General features: G+C 45.0%; 16 protein-coding genes. 12 read left to right on the plus strand and 4 right to left on the minus strand.

The features are described from left to right. Positions 1-5 precede the first annotated feature (5 nt). The 3 genes from ABR39_RS13410 to ABR39_RS13420 all read left to right on the plus strand — a co-directional run bounded on the left by ABR39_RS13410 (position 6) and on the right by ABR39_RS13420 (position 4,299). Positions 6-1,187, plus strand: coding sequence for an amidohydrolase (locus ABR39_RS13410; RefSeq protein ID WP_047347332.1), 1,182 nt, complete (start codon positions 6-8; stop codon positions 1,185-1,187). Positions 1,188-1,285: 98 nt separating this feature from the next. Next, positions 1,286-2,395: an AI-2E family transporter gene (locus ABR39_RS13415; protein ID WP_047347333.1), complete on the plus strand. Its 1,110-nt coding sequence runs from the start codon at positions 1,286-1,288 to the stop codon at positions 2,393-2,395. 119 nt (positions 2,396-2,514) lie between these two features. Beyond that, positions 2,515-4,299 carry a diguanylate cyclase gene (locus ABR39_RS13420; RefSeq protein ID WP_047347334.1) on the plus strand — a complete coding sequence of 595 codons (1,785 nt, stop codon included), beginning with the start codon at positions 2,515-2,517 and terminating at the stop codon, positions 4,297-4,299. 12 nt (positions 4,300-4,311) lie between these two features. Here ABR39_RS13420 and ABR39_RS13425 read toward each other — a convergent pair whose 3' ends face one another. Together ABR39_RS13425 and ABR39_RS13430 are read right to left on the minus strand one after the other, a co-directional pair. Then, positions 4,312-4,716: a helix-turn-helix domain-containing protein gene (locus ABR39_RS13425; RefSeq protein ID WP_047347335.1), complete on the minus strand. Its 405-nt coding sequence runs from the start codon at positions 4,714-4,716 to the stop codon at positions 4,312-4,314. A 124-nt stretch (positions 4,717-4,840) separates the two neighbouring features. Then, complete coding sequence (locus tag ABR39_RS13430; protein WP_047347336.1) at positions 4,841-5,485, minus strand: TetR/AcrR family transcriptional regulator; 645 nt, start codon at positions 5,483-5,485, stop codon at positions 4,841-4,843. 180 nt (positions 5,486-5,665) lie between these two features. Between ABR39_RS13430 and ABR39_RS13435 the strand changes: the two genes are divergently transcribed. The 6 genes from ABR39_RS13435 to catA all read left to right on the plus strand — a co-directional run bounded on the left by ABR39_RS13435 (position 5,666) and on the right by catA (position 14,122). After that, a complete protein-coding gene (locus tag ABR39_RS13435; RefSeq protein ID WP_205626271.1) occupies positions 5,666-7,162 on the plus strand; it encodes an efflux transporter outer membrane subunit in 1,497 nt (498 codons plus the stop codon). Between the two features lie 49 nt (positions 7,163-7,211). Further along, positions 7,212-8,354 carry an HlyD family efflux transporter periplasmic adaptor subunit gene (locus ABR39_RS13440; protein ID WP_047347338.1) on the plus strand — a complete coding sequence of 381 codons (1,143 nt, stop codon included), beginning with the start codon at positions 7,212-7,214 and terminating at the stop codon, positions 8,352-8,354. 13 nt (positions 8,355-8,367) lie between these two features. Continuing rightward, on the plus strand, positions 8,368-9,912 hold the full coding sequence (locus ABR39_RS13445; protein WP_047347339.1) for a DHA2 family efflux MFS transporter permease subunit: 1,545 nt from the start codon (positions 8,368-8,370) through the stop codon (positions 9,910-9,912). A gap of 1,027 nt (positions 9,913-10,939) precedes the next feature. Next, positions 10,940-11,434, plus strand: a complete 495-nt coding sequence (locus ABR39_RS13455; protein ID WP_047347341.1) for a molybdopterin-dependent oxidoreductase — start codon at positions 10,940-10,942, stop codon at positions 11,432-11,434. Between the two features lie 17 nt (positions 11,435-11,451). Then, positions 11,452-13,383, plus strand: a complete 1,932-nt coding sequence (locus tag ABR39_RS13460) for a putative bifunctional diguanylate cyclase/phosphodiesterase (RefSeq protein ID WP_047347342.1) — start codon at positions 11,452-11,454, stop codon at positions 13,381-13,383. A gap of 61 nt (positions 13,384-13,444) precedes the next feature. Next, positions 13,445-14,122 carry a type A chloramphenicol O-acetyltransferase gene (catA, locus tag ABR39_RS13465; protein ID WP_047347343.1) on the plus strand — a complete coding sequence of 226 codons (678 nt, stop codon included), beginning with the start codon at positions 13,445-13,447 and terminating at the stop codon, positions 14,120-14,122. 287 nt (positions 14,123-14,409) lie between these two features. Here catA and ABR39_RS26220 read toward each other — a convergent pair whose 3' ends face one another. Next, the gene (locus ABR39_RS26220; protein ID WP_240477065.1) at positions 14,410-15,006 is read right to left on the minus strand and encodes an HNH endonuclease signature motif containing protein; all 597 of its coding nucleotides are present in this window, start codon (positions 15,004-15,006) and stop codon (positions 14,410-14,412) included. A gap of 54 nt (positions 15,007-15,060) precedes the next feature. Continuing rightward, a complete protein-coding gene (locus ABR39_RS26225; protein WP_240477066.1) occupies positions 15,061-15,966 on the minus strand; it encodes a DUF262 domain-containing protein in 906 nt (301 codons plus the stop codon). A 1,028-nt stretch (positions 15,967-16,994) separates the two neighbouring features. Between ABR39_RS26225 and ABR39_RS13475 the strand changes: the two genes are divergently transcribed. Genes ABR39_RS13475 through ABR39_RS13485 form a run of 3 tightly spaced genes read left to right on the plus strand, consistent with a single transcriptional unit; the run spans position 16,995 to position 20,284 of the window. Further along, positions 16,995-18,530: a recombinase family protein gene (locus ABR39_RS13475; protein ID WP_000502165.1), complete on the plus strand. Its 1,536-nt coding sequence runs from the start codon at positions 16,995-16,997 to the stop codon at positions 18,528-18,530. Continuing rightward, entirely contained in the window at positions 18,531-19,403 is an 873-nt protein-coding gene (locus tag ABR39_RS13480; RefSeq protein ID WP_000650759.1) for a ParB N-terminal domain-containing protein, read from the plus strand. Positions 19,404-19,411: 8 nt separating this feature from the next. Further along, on the plus strand, positions 19,412-20,284 hold the full coding sequence (locus ABR39_RS13485; RefSeq protein WP_000598936.1) for a plasmid partitioning protein RepB C-terminal domain-containing protein: 873 nt from the start codon (positions 19,412-19,414) through the stop codon (positions 20,282-20,284). The last annotated feature ends 1 nt before the right edge of the window (position 20,285 follow it).

The raw sequence follows: 20,285 nt of genomic DNA on the forward strand, positions 1-20,285 counted from the left end.
CCGTCATGAAAAGTACCACCGAAAACCTTATCCGCGACGTTAATGAAGAGGTGATCCGCTGGCGCAGGCATATTCACGCCAACCCGGACCTCTCGTTTCAGGAAAAACCCACCGCTGATTTTATTGCCCGCGAGCTGGGGAATCTGCCGGAGCTGACGATAAGCCGCCCGCTGGAGAACAGCGTAGTAGCCGTATTGCAGGGCGAAAAGCCCGGCCCAACGTGGGCGCTGCGGGCCGATATCGACGCGCTACCGCTACAGGAAGAGAGTGGCGAATCATTTAGCTCCACTCGGCCCGGCGTGATGCACGCCTGCGGTCACGATGCCCACACCGCCATGTTGATGGGGGCAGCGAAAGTGCTCTGCCATCTGCGCAGCCAGCTTTGCGGCAGCATTAAGTTTATCTTCCAGCCTGCTGAAGAGGTGCCGCCGGGCGGCGCACGCGAGCTGGTGGAAAAAGGGGTCGTTGACGACGTCGAAAAGATTTTCGGCCTGCACGTCTTCCCGAACAGCCCTACGGGAAAAATTACGCTAAAAGAGGGCGTTTACGTCGCCTCCAGCGATAACTTTGACATCACCATTTTTGGGCAGGGTGGCCACGGCTCAATGCCGCAGTTCTGTATCGATCCGGTGGTAATCGGCGCTGAAGTGGTTACCGCCCTGCAAAACGTGGTCGCACGTAATCTTGACCCGATTAACGCCCCGGTGCTGACCATTGCCACCTTCCAGGCCGGTGATAGCTATAACGTCATTCCGGACAGCGCCCGTCTGGCAGGAACGGTGCGAACCCATAATCAGCAGGTTCGTGAACAGGTTCCCCAGCTGATGCAGCGTATTGTTGAAGGCGTAGTGAGCGCCCACGGGGCGCGCTGTGAGATCCGCTGGCAGCAGGGTTATGCCGTCGGAAATAACCATGCCGACACCAACGCCATCGCCAAAAAAGCCATTGCGGAGCACTTTGGTGAAGGGACGCTACAGCTTGCCGATCGCGCGCTGTTCGGCAGCGAAGATTTCTCATCCTATCAGGAGAAAATTCCCGGCTCGTTCCTGTTTATCGGCTGCGGCAACGAGGAAAAGGGTGCGGTATGGAACGTCCATAACCCACACTTCCGCATTGATGAAGCCGCGCTGGCCGTGGGCGTTAAGGCGCATGTTGCGCTGGTTAGCGCGTTATTTGAGGCGATTTAGCGCCTCACCAACCATTGCACCTTACCCGGTGCAATGGTTGGTAATTCTCACAATCGGTTCTATAGTCGTCACAGTTTCTTAGTAACCAGGACTGACTGATGCGCTTTAACGGACTGACCAAAGGCTTCTTTATTTTCATTCTCGCCCTTGTGACCTGGGCCTTCTTCGACGTGCTCTCGCCCTACTTCTCCGCGATACTGTGGGCCGCGATTCTGACCGTCATTTTTAACCCGGTTAAAAACAAGCTGCGCACCGCGCTGGGGGAACGCAACGGGCTTGCCTCGCTGTTGACCATCGGCATTATCTGCCTGATCGTCTTTATCCCGCTGATGGTGATCCTCTCCTCGCTCGCCATTGAGCTGAACGTGGTTTACACCAAACTGCAGGAGAACAACACCCAGTTCCCGGAAGTGGTGGCGAGCATCTTCAACCATCTTCCAAGCTGGGCCAGCGGCTTCCTGGCGGATCACAACCTGACCAACGCCGCGCAGATCCAGAAAAAACTCTCCGATGTCGCCCTGCAGGGCGGGCAATATCTCGCCGGCAGCGCGTTTCTGATTGGTAAAGGGACGTTTGGCTTTGCGATTAGCTTCGGCATCATGCTTTATCTGCTGTTCTTCCTGCTGAAAGACGGCCCGTATCTGGTGCGCCAGATCCTCGACTCCCTGCCCCTGTCTGATTTCGCCAAGCAGCACCTGTTCGCTAAATTCGTTGGCGTCTCGCGCGCCACGGTAAAAGGAACGGCGGCGGTGGCCGTGGTTCAGGGCATACTCGGCGGAATTGCGTTTGCAATTGTGGGTATTGACGGCAGCGTGCTCTGGGGCGCGCTGATGGCGTTCCTCTCCCTGGTGCCCGCCATCGGCTCGGCGATTGTCTGGGTGCCCGCCGCCATCTTCCTGTTCGCCACGCATCAGATCTGGCAAGGGCTGTTTATTGTCGGCTTCTTTGTGATCGTCGTCGGGCTGGTGGACAACATCCTGCGCCCGCTGCTGGTGGGGAAAGACACCAAAATGCCGGACTACCTGATTCTGATCTCCACCCTCGGCGGTATGGAACTGTACGGCATTAACGGCTTTGTCATTGGGCCGCTGATTGCCGCGCTGTTTATCGCCTGCTGGAACCTCTTCTCCGGGCGCGATCACGAAGGTAACGCCGAAGAGCTGGACGCGGATTTCATCGAAGAAGGAAAAAATCCTCCAGATTTGTAGGGATGTGACGATAAAGACCACACCAGGCGGCACTGTGCCGCCTTTTTTTTCACCTTAAATCAAACGTTTTCTATAATTTGAAGAACGCCATCCTACTCATGCCGTAAAAGGATCATCTGGTGCGAATCGCGACGATAACCAACTGGGCCTATGGTGCCACGGTCTGCCTGACCATCGCCTCCGGCATCATTATGCTAATGGCGTCCAATGCCGATACCATCGAGCGTCAGGCCGTTGAACAACGGCAGAAATTTGATCAGCTCACGGAAGATATCGAAACCGATATCTGGGCGCAGTCCGATTTAGCACGCCTCTACGTCATTAAAAAAGATCCGCAAACGTTAAAGGAATACAACCAGGCAGAAAACAGCCTGAAGAGCATCGAACTTCGGCTGGAAAAGTTGCAGGATAATGGCGCATCGGATGAAGAACTGTCCCTGCTGCATGAAGGGGTAAAGATCGTCGATGAGCTGCAGGACGAACAGCAAACTGCACTGAACACCCTGGAGCAAGGCGAAGACGCTCAGGCCGTTGCCCTGCTCTATGGCGCGCCCTATGAGCAGGAGCTGGAGCGCGCGCAGAACCAGATCGATCACTTTCGCCAGATACTCGACAAACGCGTCATCGCCTCCGTACAGGAAGCGACAAAAAAATCGAAAGCGCTGCGTACCGCCTCTGAGCTTACGGTCGGCCTGACCGCCCTGCTGTTCCTGTTTGTTCTCGGCTTTATATTAAAACGCCGCGTGCTGCGCCCCGTGGTGCGCCTGAGCGACGTGGTGCACCGCCTGGCGTCACAGGATTACGCGGTTGAAACGCCCAATTTCAATCAGATTGATGAGATCGGCGATATGGCACAGGCCATCAGCATCTTTCGTGAAAACGGCCTTGCGCGACAGCGTCTGGAAAGAGAGCGCGATGCCGACTGGGCCATCCGCGAGCTGCTGGCGCGCATGACCCAGCGGCTGCAGGGGTGTGAAAACTTTAACGATGTGATTAACGTGGCGGAGCTGTTTGCGCCCAATATCGCACCGGGGATAGCGGGCCGGCTCTACATTCTTGACCGTGAACCGTGGCAGATGCGCTGCGTCGCACACTGGCTTTCACCGGTGGGTGAAGAGACAACCTTCCACCCGGACGAGTGCTGGGCCGTACGTCGCGGGCAGAGCCATCCGCCGGTAAACGGTGAGCCGGATATCGCCTGCTACCATCTTCCTGCATCACAGGCGGAAACCGCGCTGTGCGTGCCGCTTATCGCCCAGGGCGAGGCCATTGGCCTGCTCTCCTTCCAGAATATCACGGCAGACAATGCCCCTTCCCGCGCGTATCTGGAACTGATGGCCGAAGCGCTCGGGCTGGCACTGGCCAACCAGCGTCTGCGCGACGCGTTGCTGGAAAAAGCCTTGTTTGACCCGCTCACCGGCCTGCGTAATCGTCATCATCTGGAAGATACCCTGCAAACCCAAACGGCACAGGCGATGCGCAGCGGCGAGCCGTTAAGCTGCATGATGATCGATATCGATCACTTCAAAAGTATTAATGACCGGTTCGGCCACGAAGCGGGCGACCTGGTTATCAAAACCGTGGCGTCGATTGTTCAGCGGGCCGCACATGACAACGGACTGGCGTTCCGCTACGGGGGCGAGGAGTTTCTGGTTCTGCTTGCCGGTGCCGATGAAGCAGCGGCATACGCCTGCGCGCAGAAGATTTACACCGGCGTGCATGAGCTGTCGATTCGCTACGGCCTGACCGAGATAGGGCCGGTAGATGTGTCGATTGGCATTGCCAGCTACCCGCAACATGCCCAGACTGACAACCTGCTGCGTGCCGCGGATGTGGCCCTGTACCGCGCGAAAGAGCTGGGCCGGGCGCGGATTGTGAGTTTTGGAATGCTGGAGGCGGGTTAGCGGATTTTCGTGTTACTCACGTGTCGCTTCATTAATCAACACCGACAAGCCATTCAGGTAGTGACTTTGTTTAGCCAGCTCGCGGTATTTTGTTGGGGAAAGTCCATATTGATTCGAGAAAGCTCTGCTGAACGTTGACGGCTCCTCGTAGCCTAACATCGTGAATATATCTGAAACAGAGAGCTGCGTATGTCTGAGCATATGCGCAGCTTTTTCCAGTTTCCGGCTTCGGATATAAAGGCCAATACTTATGCCACACTCCTGGCGAAAGTTTCGCTGAATGTAAGCCAATGAATAACCGGATTTCCGTGCCACATCTAAAACGGTAATGGGTCTGTATAAGTTCGAATCAATCCAGTGAGTAAGAGACTTAATTACAGCTTCACGATCTTTTAAGAGAGTAAATTTTATACACATAAGTATCCACGAAATTTTATTTACAAGAAGGCCGCTGGCAAAGTCATCCAATGACAATTGAAAATAAATATTTCCTAAAAAGAAAATCACCCTAATAATAGGGTGAAAGAATGCTTACCGTGTTTTATAAGGATGTCTTTACAACATCGCTTTCTTTTTCTGGACCATACAATTTCATAAAAGCATTAACGGAGGCCTGCGCCTTCATGACAATTTCGCTTTCGTCAGGCTGATCCTTTCTCGCTTTTAACAGTAATGGTTCCAGGATGTCGGCCTGCAGAAGAGAACGAAAATACTCGGCGGCCAGCACAGGATCGTCTTTTCTTAAGATGTTTTGATTCATTAAATCAGTAAAAAGCGCTGATACGTTTGAACGCAGTTTTTGCATTCGCGCATAATATAACTCTCCGATACCGGACCGGCCTGCTTCGGAAATCATTAATCTTTGCAAATCCACAATATCCGGAGAGCAAAGATAGCGTAAAAAGGCAACGGCAAATTGCTCGATGACCAGCTGTGGTGATTTTCTGAAAAGGCGCACCTGCCCTGCAGTTTCAATAGTCATGCTCTTTATATACTGTTCAGTTTCTGAAGACATGCACTCTACAAATAGCTCTTCTTTCGAAGAAAAGTGACTGTAAATTGTCGATTTTGAGCCACCAACAATCGCGTTAATCTCTGAGATAGACGTGGCATCAAATCCTTTTTGTCGAAACAGCCCGGATGCGACTTCCAGAATCTGCTGCCGTTTAAGCGCTCTTTTATCCATATGTTTCCTCGGTAGTTTAGGTGTCTGGCCTGGGGCAAACACTTTTTGTTATCTGGTTTCGGAATCACGTCTGATAGTAGGGGTCGTAATCGTACTGACGAGTACATTTTCATTTGACGGCGCTCAGAAGTCAAGATATAAAGTGTACCGTACTGTACGGTACTGTATTTGGACTACTCTATGAACAGCATGATGAGCGTACTGATGAAAGGTTTTCAGGAGACACTCCCGGGGTGTCGTATTTCCGGTTTAACCGGGTCCCGGATAGCGATGAGCTGCGTCCTCATTTCCGCCATCAGTATGAGCGGATGTGCCCTGATCCCCGATCTTGGCACCCCTCCTCCTATGAAGACGGTCACACAGCTTAAGAGCGATCAAAGTTTTCCCCATCAGAACGGCCAGTGGCCGAAAGATGACTGGTGGAAAAAATACGGTGATGCGCAGCTCAACGGGCTTATTGATGACGCACTTAAAAACTCCCCCACGCTTAACATCGCCGAAGCGCGCGTGAAGCAAGCGCAGGCGATGACACAGAGTGCGAGCGGATCGCTTTTCCCTGAGGTCACCGCAAACGCCAGCTTTATGCGGGAAAAAATGAGTTACAACTATGTGACGCCGGAAAACGCAACGCCTCAAAACTGGAACAGCTATGGGCGAACCACGCTTGATATGAGCTGGGAAATCGATTTTTGGGGTAAAAACCGCGCCGCGCTCGCGGCCGCAACGTCAGGTGAAATGGCTGCTGTAGCAGAAGAAGCACAAACCAGACTGGTACTGTCTTCATCTATTGTGAGCGTTTATGCGGAGCTGGCGCATTTATACACCGTTCGCGAAACGCTTAACGATACGCTCAACATACGGACAAACACGCTTGCGTTATTCCAGCAACGCCATGACGCGGGGCTTGAAGATTTATCCAGTCTTCAGCAGGTCGAGACGCGTCAACTCAACGCCAAAGCAAACCTGGTGGCAATAGATGAATCCATTGCGATTAAAAAACATGCGCTCGCGGCGCTGATCGGTGACGGTCCTGACAGAGCGCTGGCCATAACCGCACCTAAGGCAACGCTTTTAGCGCACGAGGAGCTTCCGCCCAATATTGCGTTGGACCTGATTGGTCGACGTCCGGATATTGTCGCGGCACGCTTGCGCGCAGAGGCTGCAGCTGAGCAAATTAAGCAGAAAAAAGCCGGTTTTTACCCCAGCGTTAATCTGGTTGCCTTTGCCGGGTTCCAGTCATTAGGTATTAACAATCTTACCCGAAGCGGCTCAGCAATTGGCAGTTTTGGTCCGGCCATATCGTTGCCCATCTTTAATACGCAAAGACTTCAGGGTGATTTGAAATATGCCAGCGGTGAATATGACATTGCGGTGCAGGTTTATAACGACACGTTAACGAATGCACTTCGGGAAGTGAGCGATGCACTTACCAGCAGAGCCTCACTTAAAGACGAGATAGTTTATTCCCAGGGTGCCGTCACGTCGGCAGAAAAAGCGTATTCACTCACCAGACAACGATATGAAGGTAAGGTTGCTGATTATCTGGATGTCTTGTCCTCGGAAGATGAGCTGGTCGCTGCCCGCAGAAAATTAGCCGATGTGAATTCTCGCGCCTTTACCGTTGACGTCGCATTAGCGCGCGCGTTAGGCGGCGGATATACCTCGAGCAAACAGTGATCTTTTAACACCAGGTTAATAACCAAATAGTGGAAAGAAAGGAAATAAAATGAGTCATTCTGCAGCTATTGAAAATCAAAATATTGAATCATCCGATATCAAAAAGAAAAAAAGAAAACGCCTGTTCTCTTATCTTGCATTAAGCATCGCGCTTGCTGGCGCAGGCTCGTTTATTTATTGGGAATTAGTGGGTTCCCGATATGTTGAGACCGATAACGCCTATACCGATGTCGAGTCCGCACAGCTCTCTTCCGCGATTACCGGTACGGTAAATGCCATCCTGGTCACGGATTCTCAGGTGGTAAAAAAAGGCGATGTTCTGATTCAACTGGATCCGACTGATGCAGAGTTAGCCCTTAATCAGGCTGAAGCCAACCTGGACCTGTCTATCCGTCGGGTAAATGGGTATAGGGCCACTGATACAAAACTCGGCGCAGAAGTTGTGGCTAATGAGAAAGAGCAAAAACGCCTGCTGGCCCAGGTTGATGCCGCAAACGCTGACTTACAGCGCGCAACGGTTGACCTCAAGCGACGCGAAGCATTAATGCAGACAGGTGCGATTTCAGGCGACGAACTGACACGCATTCAAAACGTTTACGCTTCCGCACTGGCAAACCTGAATGCCGCTAAAGCCGCCGTGGCGCAAGCAGATGCAGCGAGACAAGCGGCAATGGGTGCAAGACAGGCTAATGCCGTCATGATTGAGGATGCAAATACCGAGACCAACCCCGAAGTGGCACTCGCCAGAGCGAAGCGCGATCAGGCCAGACTGGATCTGGAAAGAACCGTGATCCGTTCACCCGTCGATGGCGTGGTTGCGCGTCGCCAGGTCGAGCTTGGGCAACGTGTACAGCCTTCCACACCGTTATTATCCGTCGTGCCGGTGCAGCAAATTCACGTCAATGCCAATTTCAAGGAAGTTCAGCTCCAGCATGTGAAAGTGGGACAGAAAGTGGAGCTGGTGAGCGATCTGTATGGCGATAACGTGCCGTTCCATGGAACGGTAGAAGGTTTTGATGGCGGCACCGGCGCAGCGTTTTCAGTTATTCCTGCGCAGAACGCAACGGGTAACTGGATTAAGGTTGTCCAGCGCTTACCCGTGCGCATCAAACTCAACGCCGACGAGCTTGCAGCACATCCGTTGCGGGTTGGGCTGTCCATGAAAGCGACTGTTAACTTAAAAAGTGAATAGCGGAAACCAGGCCATGTCTACATTCGTTATCGACAACCAGCCGCCTTCGCTGAAAGGCGGTATGTTATGGATTGGTGCTCTGGTACTTGCAATGGCGAACTTTCTCGCCGTGCTCAACATGACCATTGCAAACGTGACTCAACCCAACATGGCTGGCGCCTTAGGTGCGGGAACCAGCCAGGGAACCTGGATCATCACGGCCTATGCCGTTGCTGAAGCTATAACGGTGCCGCTATCAGGATGGTTAACAACGCGGTTCGGCGGGGTGCGTGTTTTCTGCGTTTCCGTGTTCATGTTTGGCATTTTCTCGTTGCTTTGTGGCCTTTCCACCTCGCTGGGAATGCTGCTGCTGATGCGGGTTTTTCAGGGAATGGCGGGAGGCCCTCTGATGGCGTTATCACAAACGTTACTGCTGCGTATTTTCCCGAAAGAAAAATCCATGCAGGCGACCGGATTATGGGCAATGACCACATTGCTGGCACCCGTTATTGGCCCGGTTCTGGGAGGATGGATTTGCGATCATTACAGCTGGTCGTGGGTGTTTATTATCAACGTTCCAATGGCCATCGCTTTTGCATTAGTCGCGTGGTCAGTGCTGAAAATTTTCGAAGATACGCTGGTTAATAACTCCATTGATATTGTTGGATTTATTTTATTGGTTATCTGGGTTGGTGCATTGCAGATCATGCTGGATGAAGGGAAAGATCTTGACTGGTTTGCCTCAGAAGAAATATGGGTTCTGGCGATCGTTGCCTGTATTGGCTTTTTAAGTTTCTGCATCTGGGAACTTACGGCTGAACATCCGATTGTCGATATCAGAGTTTTTCGCCATCGCGGTTTTTCTGCCAGTATGTTTGTCCTCGCGCTCGCGTTTGGATGTTTTTTTGGTCTGAATGTACTTACGCCGCTGTGGTTACAATATAACTTAGGGTATACGACAACGTGGGCAGGGATTGTGGTTGCCTGGGGCGGGCTTCTGCAGGTGGTCTTTTCTCCTGTTGCCGCTAACCTTTCCAACAAAATCGATCCGCGCATTCTTATCTTCTTTGGCTGCGCGTGGCTAGGTCTCGACACCTTCTGGCGATCTTATGCGACGACCGATATGGACTACTGGTCCATCTGTGTCCCCTTGTTATTCATGGGGGTTGGCATGCCACTGTACTACGTCCCGATTACGGGGCTTGCGATGGGCTCTGTAGATGAAGCGGAAATGCCTTCAGCGGCGGGGTTAATGAACTTTGTGCGAACGCTATCGGGCGCGTTTGCCACATCCCTCGTGACGACGTCATGGCAAGATCAGCGCTATATCGCGCATGACAAACTGGCATCCGTTGTCGATCCTACTGGCGATCTTTCACATTACATTAGTTCCGCCCCTCAGCAAGGTGGGCAATTTGTTCGTGAGCTTTTTGACAAAATGGTTAACAGCCAAAGCATGATGCTTTCCACCAATAATCTGATGATGTCGATCGGCGTCATATTTTTTATCGCTGCATTTGCTATTGCTTTAGCGCCGAAGCCTTCTCGCGTTGTCGATGCCGCTTCTGTAGGACATTAATATTTATTCAGCACAAGGATGTGAATATCATAAAATAGAGAAAACTTGATGCTCAATAAATCACAAACGACTGGTAATCGGGACCTTCTGTATAAGAAAATATTTCTTTCAATATCCGAAATGAAATTTCTGGAAAGAGAGATAAAAAAGTTCAACTGGTTAGAGCGTACTTTTCTCAGAAAAAAAGAATTCTGTAAAATACATTATCACAAAAGCAAATGTGACAGTAACTTTTTTAGATTTATCAACAGTGGACAGGAAAACCAAAATACATTAATTCACATTCTTGAGCAATTACCTGAGAATCACCCAGACAGAACATGGTTGATGGGTTTCCTGCTCTGAACAGACCAGGTGAGTGGCATAATTAGCGAAATACCGGAAAGTATCAGCTTGAGGGAAAAAAAAGTGGACGCTTCCCAGTGGAAGAAGCGTCCTAAATCAGGCAATTATTCAGACACAGATTGAAACCGTTAACTGACGATCTCATGGATAATATCTCATAAACCATTCTTTTCATTATTTACATTTTCTGCCATCGCAACAGGAAAAACGCAGCTCGTATACGTTCATTTTTTTGGCGCGCCTGATTGCCCGGAAAAATCAGCAAGATAATAACCATTCCTTCAGGCGCAGCACACCCTACGTCTTCGCGCTAAAGTGAACGCATTGTGAAGGTCCGAGTCGGCTGCATCACTTCCGTTAGCGCGCGAAGGGCTGGTGCTGAGCGATTGCCCGCTCGCCGTTTTCGTCACGAGTAAAATCTGCGGTGCGAAATAATATCAATCAATTAAAACGAACATTTTTTAAACACAAGAGAGTTTATGCACGCAACTTTAGCTTTTATCAAAAAGTTAAACGTCATTCGACTGTCAAACGCCCTGCCGCGCTATGCATTTAACTGACTGATTTCATTGACTTTATATCAACAAAAACTATAAAAACCATTACTCCTCAACAAAATATATAAACTAGTGTGATATCTAAATTATAATTCTTATACTTCTGTTAAAAAGTGGAGGCCAAAATGCGATTAACCCTACTGCTGTTATGCTGTCTGGTACCTGGTGTAACCTGGGCTGGCGAACTGCCAAAACCAGTTGGTAAACCCATTTTAACGATTTACGGTAATATAGAAAATACCAATGAAAATGGAAAAGCAGTGTTTGATCTCGCCAGCCTTGAAAAACTGGGTGTGGTGAGTTTCGAGACGACCTCCCCCTGGTATAATGGACGTACTAAGTTTGAGGGTGTTCCCATGAGCAAACTCATGGATTATGTGGGTGCGAAGGGCTCTAACGTGAACGTTATTGCGCTCAATGATTATTCCACGATCATCCCTCTCAGCGATTTCAAAAAATACAACGCCATTCTCGCTTTAAAGGTCAATGGCGAATATATGCGCATCCGCGATAAAGGCCCATCATTCATTGTTTACCCCTATGACAGTCTTCCGGAGTTGAATAATCAAATTTATTACTCGCGATCAGCATGGCAGGTTAGCAAAATGAAGATTGAGTAGCAGTTCAGGAGAACATAATGAACAGGATACTGGTTGGTATCATTTTTTCTCTTTTTATCACGACAGGATATATTGCATACCTTGTTTACGATCGTCAGCAAGAGTTGCAAAAACTGACTCAATACACTGAGTCCTGGTCCGTGGCACAACTGGTATCAGAGTACTACCGATTTGAATCATGGCTTGGTCTATACGCAACCGATACCGATGACGTTACGATAGACCAGGTCCGCATGCGTCTCGAAATTATGTTAAGCCAAAGTGACTTAATGAAAGGGGGAGATTTAGGTCGCTATATTGACAGCGATAAACTGCACCAGGCGCTCGCTTCACGCTTAGAGCAAATACTGGCCTATCTGGATGCTAATCTTGAAAAAATGAGCCATTCAGAGTTACAAGCATACCTGAAAAATATGCATGAGCTCGATGCGCCGCTAAGCCAACTTTCTGCAACGGCATTAACAAAAGATATTAACACAGTTAATGAATCCAATAATAAAATACAGATTCTTTATTATATTTATTCGGCACTTTCGTTACTTCTGGTAATACTAAGTTTCATCCTTGGTTTCTTAATGATCTACCAGAATAAAAATATTCTCAAAGCGCACATGCAGGTTAAAAGCCTCGCTGACGAGCTTCAGATATCAAAAGAAACGCTGCAAATCCAGAATGCGAAGCTGGAATATGATGTTTACCATGATTCCCTCACCGGCATGAAAAACCGCCTTTTCTTCTGGGACGACCTCAACAAAATTAATCTTCAGGCCGATAAAAACCACATCCCCGTCACGGTGATGTTATTTGATCTGGACCGCTTCAAAGAGGTCAACGATACCTATGGCCATGATGCCGGCGATTTACTGTTGAATCAGGTTTCCCGGCGACTGACCTCGATGAGCAGTGCTTCCGATACGTTTTACCGTTTGGGCGGAGACGAGTTTGCCCTTCTGTCCAGCGGCTTGACCGAAAGCGCAGCAGTTACGCGCGCAAAAGAGATCAGCGATCAAATCAGCCAGCCCTATACGATTAATAACCAGCTGATAAAAATTGCCACCTGTGTGGGTATCGTTTTATCTGATAATGAACGACGCTCTGATTATCTTTATAAATTTGCCGATCTGGCCCTCTACGAAGCCAAAAAAGAAGGCTCACAGCAGATAAAAGTCTTCCGTCAGTGGATGCTGCAAAAGCTGCAGGAAAGCCGAACCCTTGAACATGATATGGCACTGGCGCTGGATAACCATGAGTTCGTTGTTTACTACCAGCCGATTGTCGATTCATTCAGTAGTGAAATTTACGGCTATGAAGCGCTTATTCGCTGGATGCACCCGGTGAAGGGAATGCTGTCGCCGGATTACTTTATTTCTGTTGCTGAAAAAACAGGGATGATCAATGAGATCGGTAAAACGGTGCTTGAGCTTGCCTGCCGGGAAGCGGTTTCCTGGGCGGTTCCGGCAAGGATCTCTGTGAACGTCTCACCTATTCAGTTGGGTAATAAATTGTTTACGACGATGGTGCAGTCCATCCTGAAAGAGACAGGGTTGCCTGCTAGCCGACTTGAGTTAGAGGTGACAGAGTCTTCGCTCTTCAGCGACAGCAACACGCCGCTTACTATTCTCAAAAAGCTACGAGCGCTGGGTGTGAAAATTTCCATCGATGATTTCGGTACCGGATATTCGTCGCTCTCAAGACTGAGCGAGCTTAATTTTGATAAAATTAAGATAGACAAATCCTTCGTGAACCCGATATCCACGCAAGATGATGCGCTTAATATCGTAAGATTGATTACCGGTATGGCCAAGAGCCTCAATATGAGGGTCATTGCAGAAGGCGTTGAAACTGAAGCGCAGCTTGAACGTCTACAGGTGCTTGGCTGCGATCTCGTACAGGGTTACCTTTTCGGAAAACCGCAGCCTGAGGTTGAAAGGAAGATCAGATACGGTTGAAAAGGTTTTGCGGTTGTTTCAGGCCCAACACCTTTCAGATGATTGCGAATCAAGGTTAAACATGAAAAAAACCATCCCAGAATATACGCCTGTTGACTTATCTCGTTGGCCAAGGAAGGAGCATTTTGAGGTATTTCAGTCATTTGCTGAATGTACCATTAACCAAACTGTTCTGATTGACATTACCGCGCTGCGAAAACATATCAAAGAGGTTGGCTGGAAGTTTTACCCAACGATTATTTTCCTCCTCTCTAAAATCATGAACCGGCATTCCGAGTTCCGTATGACCATGAAGGACAATGAGCTTGTTGTATGGAATGAAATTCATCCCAGCTATACGATTTTCCACCCCGAAACGGAGACGTTTTCGTCATTGTGGAGCCATTATGATGGCAATATTCATCACTTCCAGAATACGTATGCAGAAGACGTTGCCCGCTATGGAAATACCCTTTCTTACTGGCCTAAGGAAGAGTCCCGGGAAAATGTCTTTTTCGTATCGTCTATTCCCTGGGTAACGTTTACGAACTTTAATATGAATATTGCTCACATGAAGAACTTCTTTTCCCCGATGTTCACGTTTGGCAAATACTACGAACAGGATGGAAAAGTGCTGTTGCCGCTCGCGGTTCAGGTTCATCACTCCGTGTGCGATGGTTTCCACGTGGCAAGGATGTTTAATGAGCTGCAGGAGATGTGTGATGGTTTGCCGGAGCTGTCAGGGGAACGTAATGGCTGATGGGCGAGAAATCACGTTGAAAGGTGCTAAATTTTTTCTTTGCGATAAGGAAAATGCATTACAAATATAACAAGATCTAAATGATAATTGTTTTAATAAAAAAATACTCCTACATCTGCTTCCTTCAACGAGTACTGCAACTTACCAATGTAGGTCAGTGCTCCTATGCGTATTAAGAAATAATTGATAAAGGAAGATGTCATACTATCCTCTTGTATGACATCTTTAAACATCACAGAATAAAATTATTGACAAGAATATCAACTAAAATTCACCTTTGAAGCTTATCAATTTTTAACCGCTTGGTTGCAATACGGATGGGTCAACTGTCCATTATCACTACTTCCAACCCCACCTTCCCTAACTCTAATGACATGATCATATGATACTGATTTTGTGGTATCCAAGTAACCTTTACAAATAGGGCACTTTATCGCAGAAATTAACGCTGCATTAATAAATATCTTACTTTTCTGATCATCACTGAATTTCTTCGATTTTGATGCAAGATCCCCAGCAACAATTTTCCCTTGAAGGCCAGCGAGTTGAATTAATTCTGCTTCAGAAACCTCATCACTCAGTACTAATCTTTTTATTAATTCATCCAAAAATTCTTTATATTTAACATCCCTTGCTCTATGACTATTCTTCTGGATGATCATAGAAATCAATTCCTTATCTTTTACTAAAATTGACTCTAAATTAGACCTTACAGATGTGAACCTTTTAAAAAACCCTTTATCGTTATTATTTAATTTTTCAGCTATCAAAGCGGAAGTACCTAAAAACATAGGACTGGTGTGTCTACCTGTTGGCCCATAAAAATACACTGCTGGATGTAATCCTAAGCTACCATCGCCATTCCCAGTAATAACCTCTGCCAATTTAATTGCATTAGTTAGCGATTGAATAGTTGTAGCCCCTAATTCATCATCATCCTATTTATCTAAAGATTTAGGATTACCTTGCTGATCCCTATTTGCAATAAGAATGAAATCGATCAGTAGTTGAATGGCGACCCTTACTCCTCTTGCTCCTCCTAGTGGTAAATCAAGAGTTTTAACAGGAGTATTTAAATCAGGATCAAACAATATAGTATGAAGTTTTTTAGCAGATCTTTCTATTTTATCTGAATAATCTTGACTGAAAGCCGACCAATAACGATGTCCTTTCCCTGCTCGAATTACTGCGCGTGCCGATATAGAAGTTGGTTTATGCCTGTTTTTTAAAAGTAATTCTTCCACCTCATCAAGAGGTGTACCCTGCATATTGATATTAAAGAAGGAACTTTCTGCTTTATCTGCATTTCCTTTAACCCATTGGATGGTTAATCCTCTAGTCAGAATATTTGTTATTTTATTTCTTTCAGTTGCAGATATGTCTTCATCTAATAAACGTTGTTTAAAATGGCTCCAACTTCCGACTCGCTCATTAATAAGTTTTCGGGTTTTGTCTGCAATACTCCTTTGTTCTTTTGAAATTTCAGAACCAAAATATTTTATTGACAGTGGTCCATCACCATAATCATCTTCAATCCAAGCTTTTAAAACACTTAACCTATGCCCTCCATCAATCACAAATATATATGAACTTTTCCAAAGAATTACTGCTGGTATCAAATCACCATTAACATAACTTTCAAGCATAGATACTACCTGATTAGGTGACCAGTGATTTGTCTCACGTTGAAAATCAGGCTTTCTTAAAATAGCAGTAAAATCATTCAAATCTCTGACCGAAATACTATTTATTGTATCAAAAGTTGTTTCGTCATCAGTCTCAGCAGCGAAATCTGCACGCTTAATCATCGCATCCAAATTTACTAAAATCGCTTTGCTCGCCATGTCTTCTCCGTAAGCCCCAACAGTGACTAAGTTGATGAGTATCTTCCTTAAAATCATGACATTTAACCAGATACTATTGCAATAAGGTCGTTGGGTTAAATGTGATCGAGATTTTTTATTTCTTGGCAATTTATCAAATTTTTTTCTTCTCGACCAAAATCGCACTTCCGTCCGCCTGCAGTTATCAGAGCACAAAAATACTTCAGTTGGAATTTTTACAAACGGCACCGCTAGAGCGGTGCCAGAATTGGAGCTGTACAGCGAAGCAAAAGCTGAATTTACCTTTTGCGACTTCAATCTTACGGGCATTGGGTATAGCTAGGGGAACATTTCCTAAGCGAAGAGAAGATTCTCCTGATAGTGCCCTCAATTGCATGTTGATTTCTAGTTACAGAAACTAGCCACAAACAACTTAAACCATCTTAAGTTCTATGTTTATAAAGGTTTTTTGGTTTGGCTTGACTTAAAAAAACTATGTGATGGTGCCGATAATAGGAATGGAACCAAACTCACAAGCTACTGATAAATATGAATATTTCACATTTCGAATAATCACATGCCCCCAATAATTCCCCCACTATCACCGAAGCTCAAAAACACGCATAACATATGCACCAATGCCCCTATCATCCCGAATCTGGTTTTGGGCGAGCTTGTAGCTAATGGTATGCCATTTAGTAGAAGCATCTGGTCCGTTTAGAATTGAAGCACTTCAAGCTATAGCTATACCTCTACACTTCAAAGAAGATGAAATACGCCAGCGCTCTTCAAGTCCTATAGATTCTTCTTGCGATATCACTCTATGTACGTATGTCCTCTGATTGCCGAGGCAAGATACTTCAATAGTTTTCTGGCAACTCAAAAGCGAGCACTCAAAATCCCCTGCAAAAGCTTTTTGCCATTACCTTGATGATTTAATGAAGGTAAGAACCTTATAGCTTCGAAAGGGATAAAGAGGTTGAAATCGCTTAAAAAATGATCAATTTTGTTGGGGGTTTGTTCGCTTTTGACTAGTCGGAGAAAGTGTAATGGGTGATGAAAGTCAGAAAAATCATAAAATTAGAGTCGCTCAGTATCTGAGGATGTCCACAGACCATCAACAATTCTCAATCGACAATCAGGCTCTTTATCTAAAAAAATATGCAGAAGATCACAATATGGTGATTGTAGAAACTTATGATGATGAAGGTAAAAGCGGAGTCTCCGCTTCAGGTAGAAAAAACTTCAACAGACTAATAGAAGATGTCGTTACAGGAAGAGTAAAAATAGAAGCTGTTCTTGTTTATGATGTCAGTCGGTTTGGTCGATGGCAAGATAATGATGAGGCAGGGCATTATAGTTATCTACTAAAATATCATGGGGTTAGGATTATTTATTGTGCTGAGAACTTACCAGATGAATCGCCTGAAATCCAAATGCTTACACTTCCTGCTCTTAGATATGCTGCTGGTGCTTTCAGTAGGAATCTTTCAGTAAAAGTTTTTGCGGGACACGTAAACCTTGTTAAAAGGGGATACTTTCAGGGAGGAATACCAGGATATGGATTAAGAAGAAAGTTAATTGATAATAACAATAGACCAAAAATGATACTTTGTCCTGGTGAAAGAAAGAGTTTGCAAACTGACCGAGTAGTTCTTACCCCTGGTACAAAAAAAGAAATAAAGCTGGTAAAAAAGATATTTAATATGTTTATTTTTGATGGATTAAATGAATATCTTATCGCAACAAAACTAAACAGAGAGGGGTATACATATAGTGATAAAACAGAATGGAACAGGAGCAGAATACATTCAATTCTAATTAATATTCGCTACACAGGGAAATACACTTATAATCGTACTTCACAGAAATTGAACGCTCAAAGAATTCAGAATCCACAAGAAGAATGGATCGAATATGATTCATTTTTCAAGCCTATAATTTCACCAGAGAAATTTAGATTAGCTAAAGAAATCATTGACAATCGTTCAAAAAAAATGACCAATGAAGAAATACTTAATTTTTTGAAAAAAGTTCTCATTAAACATGGTAAAATTTCAGGTTTTATTATCGACGAAGATGATAATGGTCCGTCGAGTAGTGTCGTAGCAAGTCGTTTTGGTGGGCTTTTGAATGCCTATAAACTCATCAATTACACACCAGAAAGAGATTATCGATTTATAGAAATAAACTCAGCCTTAAGGGTTAGACATGCCGACACTATTAAGACAATATGCAAGGAAATTACAAATAGTGAAGTAACAATATCTGAAAATAAACTCATTACGATCAATAAAAGCTTAACCTTTACCATAATACTTGCACGCTGTAGAAAAACCTCTACAGATAAATGCAGATGGATTGTGAGATTAGACAGAAGCATTAATTCTGACATCAACATAATTGTAAGGATGAATAGCCTTAATAGCGTCCCCCTTGATTACTATATCCTCCCTTCTATTGATTCATTTGAAAATGAATTAAACCTAAAAGAAAATAACAGCCTTCTCTTTGAGATGTATCGATTCGACGATATCAACAAATTTTTTAAAATGCTTTCGACCAATAAAAAGGAAGTAGCCTAAATGAAAGATGATCAAATCCACATGATTAAGATATCCGACATAAAAGTAGTCATCCCACGTTCACGAAATAAAGTTCGACATTCGGAAATTACTGAAAGTATCGACACAAGTGGACTGAGAAAGCCAATAACCGTACGTCGAATCGTGGACAAAAAGTATCAATTCGCTTTAATTTGTGGTCAAGGAAGGCTCGAATCATTGACAGCTTTAGGAGAAGAATTAACACCAGCAATCGTACTTGATATAGATGAAAACAAAGCCTACATAATGAGTCTGGTTGAAAATATGGCAAGAGTAGTTCCTCGTGCTGGTGAACAGTTCCAACGTATAAAGGAAATGACAGAGCAAGGATTAACCAATAAGGAAATATCTAACTCGACTGGATTATCATTACACTGGATAACAAGTCTGACAATGCTTATCAGTAAAGGTGAAAATAAATTATTATCCGCTGTAGAATCAGGCAGCATACCTATCTCGCTTGCTGTTGAGATTGCAAGAGTCGATTTTGAAGGTGGTCAGGAATTGTTAATTAAAGCATTTGATAAAGGTCTAATAAAACACAAAGATGTAGGAAAAATACGTGAGATACTTGACTCACGAGATGAAGGCTTGAAAGGATACCTAAATAATAACTTTGGGATAACAAAGAAAAAGAAAAAAATGACTACAGATGAATTAAAAAAAATCTATCAAGATAACATTTCTCAGCACAGAAAGATTAAAAACAAAGCAGAATACGTTGAGATGAATTTGTTGATAGCAAATCAAATCTTTAAAGAACTTGTCAATGATGAAGAGTTTTTACGGATATTAGATGAAGAAAGCCTAAATGAAGTAGTAAATATTATAGTTAAAAACACGACCAATTGAGGTGCAAAATGATTAAATATTGCTTTAGTGAAAAAACAATCACTTTAAAATTATCTGATCTTGTTCATACTAAAAAGCTGCCTACTAACTTCAAAAATAGTAAAAAATATTCCCAGATCAAAAGCACCATATCAGCGTTGGGACTTGTTGAACCGATATTAATTTACATCGATCAAAGTGATAAAACTGCAAAAATAATCGATGGACACCTTAGAGTCGAAGCACTAAAAGATATTGGGGAAGATAAAGCAAACTGCCTAATTTCAACTACATATGATACTTATACACCGAACAAAAAAGTTAACCGTATAACAATTATACAAATACAGAGAATGCTGAAAGAAGCTGTAAGAGTGGGAGTGCCTGAAGAAATGTTATGTACATCATTAAATATAAGTATAGATTCTCTAAGAACCAACATGTCCGTATTGAAAGGGATATGCCCTCAAGTAGTTGATTTATTTAATGATAAAGATATTCCCATAAATACTTTTAGAGTTTTAAAAAGAATGGTTCCTTTCAGACAAATAGAATGTGCTAATTTAATGATAAGGTTTGATAACTACTCAAAACTTTTTGCTGAGTCTCTATATCATAGTTCCTCCCCTGAGTTGTTAATTGACAAAACTAAAAATAATATAGATACAAAAACTGGTAATAGAAAAGCTATTGAACGACTTGAGAAAGAAATGGCTCAGGTTCATTTTGACACGCAATCAATACAAGAGAGTTATGGCTCAAATAGCTTGAAACTGACAATTCTCATTTCTCACATTAAAAAACTTCTTGAGAACCCTAAAATATTTCACTGGCTCCTTAGGAACAAAAATGAATACCTTAATGAACTGACTAAAATCTCTGACATTGATAAATTAAATTGAA

The sequence above is a fragment of the Enterobacter genomosp. O genome, from assembly GCF_001022965.1.
In the GTDB taxonomy this organism is placed as follows: Bacteria; Pseudomonadota; Gammaproteobacteria; order Enterobacterales; family Enterobacteriaceae; genus Enterobacter; species Enterobacter cloacae_L.